8 protein-coding genes are annotated in these 11,908 nt (G+C 43.8%); 6 read left to right on the top strand and 2 right to left on the bottom strand.

Features of this window, described 5'->3' with window-relative positions; all coding sequences use genetic code 11:
* Positions 1-215: 215 nt before the first annotated feature.
* Positions 216-1,526 (bottom strand): alpha-amylase family glycosyl hydrolase, encoded by a 1,311-nt coding sequence (locus QVO88_RS00980; RefSeq protein WP_022286667.1) that lies wholly within the window; start codon positions 1,524-1,526, stop codon positions 216-218.
* Between the two features lie 358 nt (positions 1,527-1,884).
* Here QVO88_RS00980 and QVO88_RS00975 point away from each other — a divergent pair, with 358 nt between their 5' ends.
* On the top strand, positions 1,885-2,772 hold the full coding sequence (locus QVO88_RS00975) for an asparaginase domain-containing protein (protein WP_022286666.1): 888 nt from the start codon (positions 1,885-1,887) through the stop codon (positions 2,770-2,772).
* A gap of 205 nt (positions 2,773-2,977) precedes the next feature.
* Positions 2,978-4,150, top strand: coding sequence for an FprA family A-type flavoprotein (locus QVO88_RS00970; protein WP_022286664.1), 1,173 nt, complete (start codon positions 2,978-2,980; stop codon positions 4,148-4,150).
* 209 nt (positions 4,151-4,359) lie between these two features.
* On the opposite strand, the gene QVO88_RS00965 is transcribed toward QVO88_RS00970, so the two are convergent.
* Complete coding sequence (locus tag QVO88_RS00965; protein ID WP_022286663.1) at positions 4,360-5,052, bottom strand: ATP-binding protein; 693 nt, start codon at positions 5,050-5,052, stop codon at positions 4,360-4,362.
* Between the two features lie 147 nt (positions 5,053-5,199).
* On the opposite strand from QVO88_RS00965, the gene QVO88_RS00960 reads away from it, so the two are divergent.
* The 4 genes from QVO88_RS00960 to ileS all read left to right on the top strand — a co-directional run bounded on the left by QVO88_RS00960 (position 5,200) and on the right by ileS (position 11,825).
* Positions 5,200-5,859, top strand: a complete 660-nt coding sequence (locus QVO88_RS00960; RefSeq protein WP_022286662.1) for a Crp/Fnr family transcriptional regulator — start codon at positions 5,200-5,202, stop codon at positions 5,857-5,859.
* A gap of 223 nt (positions 5,860-6,082) precedes the next feature.
* Entirely contained in the window at positions 6,083-7,273 is a 1,191-nt protein-coding gene (locus QVO88_RS00955; RefSeq protein WP_022286661.1) for a hypothetical protein, read from the top strand.
* Between the two features lie 264 nt (positions 7,274-7,537).
* Positions 7,538-8,311, top strand: a complete 774-nt coding sequence (locus QVO88_RS00950) for a hypothetical protein (protein ID WP_022286660.1) — start codon at positions 7,538-7,540, stop codon at positions 8,309-8,311.
* Between the two features lie 364 nt (positions 8,312-8,675).
* Positions 8,676-11,825, top strand: a complete 3,150-nt coding sequence (ileS, locus tag QVO88_RS00945) for an isoleucine--tRNA ligase (protein ID WP_022286659.1) — start codon at positions 8,676-8,678, stop codon at positions 11,823-11,825.
* Positions 11,826-11,908 lie beyond the last annotated feature (83 nt).

The following is an 11,908-nucleotide window of genomic DNA, read 5'->3' as shown; positions in this document are numbered from 1 at the left end:
GACGTCCCGATTTCGGAACGTTACCATTTGTAAGATTGCAAAGAACTTGTGTAATTTCGCCATATATCAGTCGCCACTACGATACATGACTGGTACGCTACACAATTGAGGTAAACCAAACGAGCGAATGATGTTCGCCCCGACATTTTTTATTGCTACACAAAAAAGGACAGCACTTTGGAAAAATGCTGTCCTTTTTCTATATTCATATAGGTCTATCTTTCCATTTTCCAGAACTCTACAGAGTATGGCTTAAGCTCGCTGCCACCACCAAAATCATGGATAGTGCCTGTGAGAAGCTCCTCTGCCTGACCGCAGCCTGCGTCAAAGTGAGCTGTGAAAGGCTGATCGTCAGCGTTTATTGCAACAAGGACACGCTCACCCTCGAACTCACGCTCGATTATACACTGCTTATTGGTAAGAACAGGTATTTTGATAGAGCCATAGCAGAGAGCCTTGCTGTTTTTGTGTGCCTCTGCCATTTTTGAGATAAGCTCTGTAAGGTCGTTCCACTCAGGCTTTTCAAAGCTTACACGGAGCGCAGGGTCGCCCTCGCTCTTGTTTGCCTTTGTTCCCCACTCTGAGCCGTAATATACACATGGGATACCAGGCATACCAAAGAGCATTCCATAGATAAGTGGCAAATGACGCTCATTTGTGAGCTGGCTTGCTATTCTTGATACATCATGGTTATCAACAAAACACAGCAGGTGCATTCCTCTGTATCTGCACCAGTTCTCAGGTCCGAACTGATTTTTCAGAGAATGGCATATCTCAAACATATTCATGCAGTTGAAGCTTGAATAAAGCCCCTTATAGCACTCGTAGTTCGTGCAGGAATGGAGCATTTCAGGATTTACCCACTGAGCGTAATCACCATGTAGAAGCTCGCCAATAAGGACGAAATCCTGCTTGAGCCAATCGCAATGCTGTCTGAGGCGCTTCAAGAAGTTCTTATCAAGGCAATATGCAACGTCAAGGCGAAGTCCGTCTATATCAAACTCCTTGACCCAATTTGTTATGCATTCCAAGATATGATCCACTACCTGTGGATTATTAAGGTTTAGCTTAACAAGGTCAAAGTGACCCTCCCAGCCCTCATACCAAAGTCCATCGTTATAGTTGCTGTTGCCGCCGAAATTGATATGGAACCAATCTTTATATGGTGAGTTCTCACGGTTTTTCAGAACGTCCTGAAAAGCCCAGAAGCCTCTGCCGACGTGATTGAAAACGCCGTCCAAAACTACCTTTATGCCGTTTTCGTGAAGCTCTTTGCAGACCTTTGCAAAGTCCTCATTTGTGCCAAGGCGACAATCTATCTTGCGGTAATCTCTGGTATTATAGCCGTGAGTGTCGGAATCGAACACCGGTGAAAAATAGATAGCGTTGGCACCAAGCTTTTTGATATGAGGTATCCAATCTATTACCTTTAATATCCTGCTTTCCTCTTTGCCGTCATTCTCAAATGGCGCACCGCAGAATCCAAGAGGATAGATCTGATAAAATACACTTTCGTATGCCCACATAATATTATCTTCCTTTCTGATACTAATAGAAAATGTTGTTCGCAGATGAAATATGATTTGCTGAGAAAAAAGCGGGCGAAAGCTGTTCGCCCCTACAGGGTAGCGTTGCGTTATTTGTACACCAATTTCTTCAACTCATTCATATTTTATTGGTTATCTGCGAAACTATAGTTAAACTGTACAAAATACAACATTACTATTATATCAAACTTTGGCATATTTCTCAATACTCATTTTTCATTAATATAATCCACACTTTTGTGCATTTTATACAACTATTGACAAATCAATCGTGAAATGATATTATATTTATAACAAATATCAAGGGTTGATTTTTGGTAAAGGCAGGGATAAAAATATGAAGAAGATACTTGTGCTTTTCACCGGGGGCACTATCGGAAGTGCCACAAATGACGGCATAATAGATGTTGAGCGTGAGGGAAAATACGCTGTTGTGGAAGCTTACAAGAGTGCATACGGCGATGATGTGGAATTTGAATGTCGACAGGTACTTAATATACTCAGCGAAAACATGGGGTTTTCGGGGTGGGAGAAAATGATACACGAGATAAACAGCATTGACACGGCTTTATACTCGGGAGTTATCCTCACCCACGGAAGCGACACCCTTGCTTACACTTCGGCTATGCTTGGAATGTATTTCAGGCATTTTGATATACCCCTTTTTATTATCGCAAGCAACAAGCCCATTGGCGAGAAAGGGTCGAACGGGCTTTTCAACTTCACCTCGGCGGTGGGGCTTATAAAAGAGGGTAAATACAAGGGCATTTTCACGCTGTACGAGAGGGTCATGCTTCCTACTAGAGTGATACCTGCAGACACCTGTCGGGACAGGTTTGGGGTATATGGTTATGACGGCTTCAATGATTTTTCGGTTTTCAGCGGAGTGAGCGAGAATATGCTGTCACGCCCTAGGGAACGGATTTTCCATAATGATGTCAAATTTGGGAAGCGTGTTCTTTTTATAGAGGGTTATCCTGCAATGGACTTTGGGTGCTTTGTGCCAAACGAGGACACGGCGGCGGTGCTTTACTCACCTTATCACAGTGCGACGGCTTGCACTGACGTTTCAGAAGGGAAAAGCTATGCACTGACGGAATTTATCAAGGGGTGCATAACAAAGAACATTATGGTGTATATTTGCGGTCTGAAAAGAAAAGTGCCTATCTACTCGACGGTGGAGGAGATAATAAAGGCAGGCAGCATACCAATATACACCACCTAAGCGGTGGCGGCTTATATGAAACTTCTGCTTGCTTACAATCAGGAGGAAATGCCTGTGAAAGAAGTCATGGGGAAAGACCTTTTCTTTGAGGAGGTAAAATTCTCATAAACATTGTTTCAGTTATTGACAAAATGCTGAGCTTGTGATAAAATCAAAGTATATTAAAATAGTATATTTAGAAAAAAGTACAACGGAGGTAATAAAAATGGCAGACACAAAAATTTCAGACTCAGTTATTTATATTGGTGCAGACGATCATGACATTGACCTTTTTGAGAGCCAATATGTTGTGCCGAACGGCGTTTCGTACAACTCTTATGTTATCATTGACGAGAAGATAGCGGTAATGGACACTGCTGACCCTAGGGTAACGGACGTTTGGTTTGACAATCTTGAAAAGGCTTTGGGCGGCAGAAAGCCTGATTATCTTGTTGTTCAGCACATGGAGCCTGACCATGCAGGAAACATCAAAAAACTTGCGGAGAAATATCCTGAAATGAAGATAGTGGGAAACGCAAAGACTTTCCCTATGATGAAGCAGTTTTTCACCATTGATGGACTTGACGATAGGTCTGTTGTGGTAAAAGAGGGGGACACGCTTTCTCTTGGAAGCCACACGCTTCAGTTCGTAATGGCGCCTATGGTACACTGGCCTGAGGTAATGGTGACATACGAGCAGAGCGAAAAGCTGTTGTTCTCTGCTGACGGATTTGGAAAGTTCGGCGCACTTGATGTTGAGGAGGACTGGGCTTGCGAGGCTAGAAGATACTATTTCAACATTGTGGGCAAATACGGTGCACAGGTACAGGCGCTTCTTAAAAAGGCGGCTGCCCTTGACATAAAGATGATACTGCCTTTACATGGCCCTATACTCAAAGAAGATCTTGGTTACTATCTTGGACTTTACAACACATGGTCAAGCTATCAGCCTGAGAGCAAGGGCGTATTCGTAGCGTATGCTTCAATACACGGTAACACTGCAAAGGCGGCTGAAAAGCTTGGTGAGATGCTGAAAGAAAAGGGTGCTGAGAAGGTAGTTATCAGCGACCTTTCAAGAAGCGACATGGCAGAAAATATCGAGGACGCTTTCAGATATGACAGAATAATACTTATGGCAAGCAGTTATGACGGCGGTGTATTCCCTGTTATGGAGGATTTCCTTATGCACCTTAAGTCAAAGAACTATCAGAACAGAAAGATAGGTCTTGTAGAGAACGGCTCATGGGCGCCTACTGCGGCAAGGGTCATGAAGGGATATGTGGAAAACTTCAAGAATGTTACCATTGCTGAGCCTGTTGTGACTATCCGCTCTACGCTTAATGAAGCTTCGGAAAAGGCTTTGAGCGAGCTGGCTGAGGTCATGGCTAAGGGTGAATAAATTTCGCTCAGTCAGATAAATCAGACAAAAAAATGCGGGCGGCCAGAGGTTGCCCCTACAGCGTTTGCAAAATAAGTAGGATTTGTCGTGTAAACAAAAACACGGGCGAACAGTGTTCGCCCCTACAATAATGTTTTGCGGTTATCTTAAATCGCTAATTAATACAGATATGAAAAAGGCAGGACGTGCGAAACGTCCTGCCTTTTGTGTTATATCACATTGCCGTCTGTGGTGATTATTCTTACTGCCACGGGGATATTTTTGCCGCTGTCAGTGACTGCTTTTCTTACTGCGTGTTCTATTCCGCCACAGCATGGAACTTCCATTCGGGCTACTGTTATGCTGCGGATATTGTTTCTTTTCACTATCTCGCCAAGCTTTTCGGAATAGTCTGTGGCATCAAGCTTCGGACAGCCTATGACGGTTATTTTGCCTGTCATGAAATCGGAATGGAAGCTTCCGCAGGCATAGGCTGTGCAATCCGCAGCGACAAGCAGGTCTGCACCGTCAAAGTATGGTGCGTTCACAGGTACAAGCTTTATTTGCACAGGCCACTGCATAAGCTGTGACGGAGTTTTTGCTGACGGGGTATCTACCGGGGCTGGCTTTTTGGCAAAGGTTTTCATCATTGAGCCTGGACAGCCATGGAAAACAGGTTTGCCAAGACGCTTTTTGTTTTCTTCCACTGCCTTTTCGTCATAGGCGGCGGCTTCTCGCTCAACAAAGGATATGGCATTCGTTGGGCAGGCTGGAAGACAATCTCCAAGACCATCACAATAATCGTCACGCATAAGCTTTGCTTTGCCGTTCACCATGCCTATTGCACCTTCGTGGCAGGCTTTTGCACAAGCACCACAGCCGTTGCACTTTTCTTCGTCTATTTGTATTACTCGTCTTATCATATGGTTACCTCCGTATTTTTATTGATATCTTTCGTTTCGGCATAAAGCTCTTGACTTTATGCTATGATTATAATATAATCTTATCGCAAAGTCTGTTGTAATTACAACAAAAGCATAAAATTATTTCGTAAAAATGAGGAAGATAAAATGGATAATAAATACATCAAAATAATAAAAGATACTCCCCTTTTCCAGGGCATGAGCGACGAGGAGATAGCTCAGTTTCTCAGACCTGACGGCAGTGGCATAAAAAGCTTTCGCAAGGAAAGCTATATTTTTCACGCAGGAGACAAGACCGCTTATTTCGGCATACTTCTGGAGGGCAAGGCACTTATCGAACGTAACGAGCTTTGGGGTGGCAGGAGCATAATAGCTTCTTTAGAGGCAGGACAGCTTTTCGGAGAGGTCTATGCCTGCACAGGTGAACCGCTTGGGGTGAGCGTATGTGCAAAGGAGCAATGCACAGTGCTGTTTTTATCCCCTGAGTCTATTATAAAGGAAAGTTCGACGCTGACGGCTAGGCTTCTAAAGATAACGGCTATGAAAAATCTCAGGCTCAACGAAAAGATACAAGTGATAACACCAAGGACTATAAGAGAGCGTGTTATGGTTTATCTTTCTTCGCTTGCAAAGAAAAGCGGATCGCACATTGTCACGACGAATTTCGACCGTCAACAGCTTGCAGATTTTCTCTGCGTTGACCGCAGTGCGCTGTCAACAGAGCTTGGAAAAATGCACCGTGAGGGGCTGATAGATCTAAATGGTCGGGAGTTTATACTGCCTGAAAACTGCTCTCGCGGAACGTGATTTGTTAATTTATATGTAAATAATAAGTCATTTAACCATATTCATTTTTTCCGCTCTTTTTAAAGAAAAATTGCATATTTTATATTGACACAACCTGCTTTGTGTTGTATAATATATATAGTGCCGCCGTGGCAGTTCATAATTACTTAAACGTTTATTGCGGAAATGTATTTATTTACAAATAGTCACGGTATTGGGAAATTGATTGAAAGGATTGATTGCTTTGGCAAAGAAGAATGAAAGCATAAGCGACAAGATCGTTCGTTTGTATAAGGAGGGCTACTCCATTCCTGAGATAGCAAAAGAAATGGAGATGCCTAAGGATAATGTTCCGAGAATACTTGAAAAGCACTTCCCTGACTATGCAAGCTTTGAACAGCCTGTAAGAGAGGGTGCTGATGAAAACGGCAACGGAAAGAAGAGCGTTTTCAATATGTCTGTAAGCGAACTTTTCGGAAAGAAGAACAAAAAGCAGGAGAATGTTGAGCCTGCAAAGATAACTGTAAATCTGGCTATGGACGATGACGGATTTGTTGATCACAGTGTTGCGGCTATCGCCTCAATGCTTCAGAAAGGCAGAAGCGTAAATGATATCGCAGGATTCTTTAATAAAGATCCTGAGGATATCAAGGCTGTTCAGGGCTGCATGGACGAGCATTTCAAAAGAATGAATACATACAAGGGTCCAAAGGTCGAGCCTGCGTCTGAGCCTAAGGAAGAGCCTGCTCAGAACATAACTGATCCGCTGGCGGCAAGCCTTGCAAGCGGCATTGCAAAGAGAAAGAGCAATATGTATGCAACAGGTATCGAAACACCTGCAAAGGCTGAACCTGCTTCCGCTCCTGTTCCTCCTGAGGACAATAGCGTTCACCTTGTTACTCCTGAGGCTCTCAAAGAGGCTGAGGAAAAAGCTAAGGCAGAGGAAAATGCAAAGGCTGAAGCTGCTGTGGCTGAGGAAGTTCCTACAATGGACGAGGTTGAGATGCCGTCAATCGAGCCTATAAGCCTTGATGACACAATGGTGGTTTCACCTGCCCCTGAGTCTACTATGCCGTCTATAGAAGACGAGATAGCTGAAAAGAAAGCTGCGGAAGCTGAAAATACAAATAATAATGAGGAGGGCGAGAATATGGGTATGAGTCCAATGGAAAAAATGCGTATGTTTGCGCAGGAGCAGATCGAGCTGAACAACAAGAAGATCGACGAGCTTAAGGCAAGCATTGCTGAAACTGAGGCAAAGTCTTTGGATCTTGGTAAGCAGGCAAGCGATATCTACGAGGAGATCGTTAAGCTTCAGGAAAAGGCTAAGGCACTCAACGCTGAGAAGGAGCAGGTTGATATTCAGATCAGTCAGGTAAACGCTGAGATCGAAGGCATCAGAAAAGAAAACAACGAATTCAAGAGCTATATGTAATAGCATCTTATTCAAATCATATAAGGCAGGAGGCTTCGGTTTCCTGCCTTTTTTATTTGCGAGGAATGAAGTGGAAAATAGCACAGATGATAAACGAAAGAAGCAGTACGTCGCATTTCTGCCAAGCAGAAATTGCGCCGCTCCCCTACAGGTGGTGGCAGGCTGATGTTTTTTGATTAAAGTCAAACTTTTTTACCTGAAAGTATTGAAAAATAACGGCAAATATGGTACAATGCTTTTATAAACCTTGAAAGGATATTTTATATGAGCAATATACTTATTCTGGCATTCCTGTTCTTTGCAGGGTGTCTGATAGGCTGGGGGATAGAAGTTATTTTCAGACGATTTGAGCCTAACAACAAAGCAAGAAAATGGATAAACCCCGGCTTTCTTATTGGTCCTTATCTGCCTTTATACGGCTTCGGACTTTGCACCCTTTATCTGCTGGCAGGACTTGAAAAATTTATACACACTGACAACACGGCTTTGCAGAAGTTTATACTTTTTTTGCTTATGGCTATTGCAATGACAGTGATAGAGCTTATTGCAGGCGAGATATTCATTGTGAAAATGCATGTCAAGCTGTGGGACTACACTGGAAACAAATTCAACTATAAAGGCATAATATGTCCGTTGTATTCGCTCATATGGGCAGCATTGGGCGCGGTCTATTATTTCTTTATACACCCATACATTCTTGACGCACTCAACTGGCTTGCGAATAATTTGGCGTTCTCGTTCTTTATTGGATTTTTCTATGGTGTTTTTGCTATCGACCTATTCTATTCCCTGAAGCTGGCAGAGAAGATAAAAACGTTTGCGGAAGAGAACGATATGGTCATCAGATACGAAGAGTTCAAACGGCACATCAGGGAAAGTTCAGAGGAGAGAAAAGAGAAATACAGATTTATGCTTTCCATGGGCTCAGGTGCAAGGCTTGGCGAGCATTTGAGAAAGTATCGTGACAAACAGCGTGAGGAGCAACGTGGACACAGGCTCAATGACTTTATATCAAAAATAAAAAAGTCGGATACATGAAAATTAACAAAATAACCATTGACAAAACATCAGCATGGTGATATACTGATTTCATATGTAAAAAACGTTGACGAAGACAGTAGGCTTTATGCGAAAATCTCAGCGAGCCGCCGACAGTGAGAGGGCGGTATGATTAGCTTTAGGCTGAATATCACTTCCGAGTTGCAGGCTGAAAATCAGTATGATAAGTAAGCTTCGCCGCTTTTCCTGCGTTAAAGGGAACGCATATGTCAGTATGCTGAAAAGGTGGTTTGCGAATGGCTTTACGGCTTTCGTCCTGTTTCAGGGCGGAAGCCTTTTTTATTGCATTTTATCTTTATGCGTAACTGATCGTTTATTACAAAATCAGAAAGGATTGATCTTCGTGTACAAAAAGGTTGACACCAATCTGAACTTCGTTCAGAGAGAAAAAGAAGTGGAAAAGTTCTGGGACGATAACAATATCTTTGAAAAAAGTATTGACAGCCGTAAAAAGGGCGAGTCCTATGTTTTCTATGACGGACCTCCAACGGCTAACGGCAAGCCGCATATCGGTCACGTTCTCACTCGTGCTATCAAGGATATGATACCAAGATACCGTGCTATGAAAGGCTATCAGGTACCTCGTAAGGCTGGCTGGGACACACATGGTCTGCCTGTTGAGCTTGAAGTAGAGAAAATGCTTGGTCTTGACGGCAAGGAGCAGATCGAGGAATACGGTCTTGAGCCGTTTATCAAGAAGTGTAAAGAATCTGTATGGAAATACAAGGGTATGTGGGAGGACTTCTCAGGCACTGTTGGCTTCTGGGCTGACATGGAACACCCTTATGTTACCTATGACAACAACTTTATAGAGTCTGAATGGTGGGCTTTGAAGCAGATATATGAAAAGGGCTTGCTTTACAAGGGCTTCAAGATAGTTCCTTACTGCCCACGCTGCGGCACACCGCTTTCTTCTCACGAAGTTGCTCAGGGCTACAAGACAGTTAAAGAGCGTTCTGCTATCGTTCGTTTCAAGCTTGTTGGCAAGGACGAATACTTTCTTGCATGGACGACAACTCCTTGGACGCTCCCTTCAAACGTTGCCCTTTGCGTAAACCCTGATGAAACTTACTGCAAGGTTGAAGCCGCTGACGGCTACACTTATATTCTTGCCGAAGCGCTTCTTGACACTGTTCTCGGCAAGCTTGCAACTGAGGACAAGCCTGCATACAAGGTGCTTGAAACTTACAAAGGCAAGGATCTTGAATATATTGAATACGAGCCGCTTTATGAGTGCGCAGGCGAAAGTGCAAAGAAGCAGGGCAAAAAGGGTCACTTTGTTACCTGTGACAGCTATGTAACTATGTCAGACGGTACAGGTATCGTTCATATTGCGCCTGCTTTCGGTGAGGACGACTCTAAGGTCGGAAAGAAGTATGATCTGCCTTTCGTTCAGTTCGTTGACGGCAAGGGCGACATGACTGCTGAAACTCCATATGCCGGAATGTTCGTAAAGGACGCTGACCCTGAGGTACTCAAAGACCTTGACAAGTCAGGCAAGCTTTTTGCCGCTCCTAAGTTCGAGCATGATTATCCGCACTGCTGGAGATGCGGCTCACCTCTTATCTACTATGCAAGAGATACTTGGTTCATCAAAATGACAGATGTCAAGGACAGACTTATCGCAAACAATGACACTATCAACTGGATTCCTGAGAGCATTGGTAAGGGACGTTTCGGTGACTGGCTGAAAAACGTTCAGGATTGGGGCATTTCAAGAAACAGATATTGGGGTACTCCGCTGAACATTTGGGAGTGCGAGTGCGGTCACAGACATTCTATCGGCTCTATCGAAGAGCTGAAGTCAATGTCAGACAACTGTCCTGATGATATCGAGCTTCACAGACCATACATCGACAATGTAACTATCAAATGCCCTGAGTGTGGAAAACAGATGCACCGTGTATCAGAGGTAATAGACTGCTGGTTCGACTCAGGCTCGATGCCTTTTGCACAGCACCACTATCCATTTGAGAACAAGGAGCTTTTCGAGTCACAGTTCCCTGCTGACTTCATTTCAGAAGCTGTTGACCAGACAAGAGGTTGGTTCTATTCACTCCTTGCTATCTCAACGCTTATATTTGACAAGGCTCCATACAAGAACGTTATCGTACTTGGTCTTGTTCAGGACGAGAACGGTCAGAAGATGTCAAAGTCAAAGGGCAACGCTGTTGACCCATTCGAGGCACTGGCTAAATACGGCGCAGACGCTATCAGGTGGTATTTCTACACAAACTCTGCTCCATGGCTTCCTAATAAGTTCCATGACAAGGGCGTAACAGAGGGTCAGAGAAAGTTCATGGGCACGCTTTGGAACACATATGCGTTCTATGTGCTTTATGCTGAGATAGACAAATTCGACCCTACAAAGCATGAGATAGAATATGACAAGCTTTCTGTTATGGACAAGTGGCTGCTTTCAAAGATGAACTCTATGATAAAGGCTGCTGACGACAACCTTAACAACTACAGGATACCTGAGGCTGCAAAGGCTATGCAGGAGTTTGTTGATGATCTTTCCAACTGGTATGTAAGAAGAGGCAGAGAGAGATACTGGGCTCAGGGTATGTCACAGGACAAGATAAACGCTTACATGACTCTTTACACTGCTATCATTACGCTCTGCAAGTGTGCAGCACCTATGGTGCCTTTCATCACTGAGGAAATATATCAGAATCTTGTTAGAAGCGTTGACAAGGACGCTCCTGAGAGTATCCACCTTTGCGATTATCCTGTTTGCGACGAAAACATGATAGACGAAAAGCTTGAAGCTGACATGGAAGAGGTTCTGGAGATAGTTGTTCTGGGACGTTCTGCAAGAAACGGTGCGAGCCTTAAAAACCGTCAGCCTTTGAGCGTGATGTACGTTGCAGCAGACCACCCACTTGACAGCTACTATATCGACATCATCAGGGACGAGCTTAACCTCAAGGACGTTCAGTTCTCAAATGATGTATCTGCATATATTGATTATAAGTTCAAGCCACAGCTCAAGACACTTGGACCAAAGTACGGCAAGCAGCTTGGTGAGATAAGAACTCAGCTTTCACAGCTTGACGGACACAAGGCTATGGGCGAACTGAACGAAACTGGCAGCCTGAAACTCACGCTTTCAAGCGGTGAGATAGCACTTGACAAGGATGATGTTCTTATCGAGTCTGAGCAGAAAGAGGGCTTCTACACCCTTTCTGAAAACGGTGTAACTGTAGCTATCAGCACTGTTCTCACTCCTGAGCTTATTGAAGAGGGCTTTGTAAGAGAAGTTATCAGCAAGGTTCAGACAATGAGAAAGGATTCGGGCTTTGAGGTAATGGATCACATCACTGTTTCTGTAAGCGGCAGCGAAAAGGTTATGGCTGTTGTTGACAAGAACAGAGAGGCTATTTCTCATGACGTTCTTGCAGACGATATCGTACTTGGCGAAAATGTCGGCAACGAAAAGGATTGGGACATCAACGGCGAAAAGGTTTCTATCGGCGTAAAGAAGAACTAATTCTGAGATATAAAAAATCAAGCAGGACAGCTTTCAGGCTGTCCTGCCTTTTTTGTTTTGGGTTATAAGCCATGCACAGCTCC

Origin of the sequence: Ruminococcus sp. CAG:57, from assembly GCF_000435935.1 — a bacterium.
Classification (GTDB): Bacteria; Bacillota; Clostridia; order Oscillospirales; family Ruminococcaceae; genus Hominimerdicola; species Hominimerdicola aceti.
This window is presented reverse-complemented; position numbering and strand designations above follow the sequence as displayed.

Coding starts and splice junctions, on each gene's coding strand:
- QVO88_RS00980 (WP_022286667.1), bottom strand. CDS start 1,526: ATGTGGGCATACGAAAGTGTATTTTATCAGATCTATCCTCTTGGATTC.
- QVO88_RS00975 (WP_022286666.1), top strand. CDS start 1,885: ATGAAGAAGATACTTGTGCTTTTCACCGGGGGCACTATCGGAAGTGCC.
- QVO88_RS00970 (WP_022286664.1), top strand. CDS start 2,978: ATGGCAGACACAAAAATTTCAGACTCAGTTATTTATATTGGTGCAGAC.
- QVO88_RS00965 (WP_022286663.1), bottom strand. CDS start 5,052: ATGATAAGACGAGTAATACAAATAGACGAAGAAAAGTGCAACGGCTGT.
- QVO88_RS00960 (WP_022286662.1), top strand. CDS start 5,200: ATGGATAATAAATACATCAAAATAATAAAAGATACTCCCCTTTTCCAG.
- QVO88_RS00950 (WP_022286660.1), top strand. CDS start 7,538: ATGAGCAATATACTTATTCTGGCATTCCTGTTCTTTGCAGGGTGTCTG.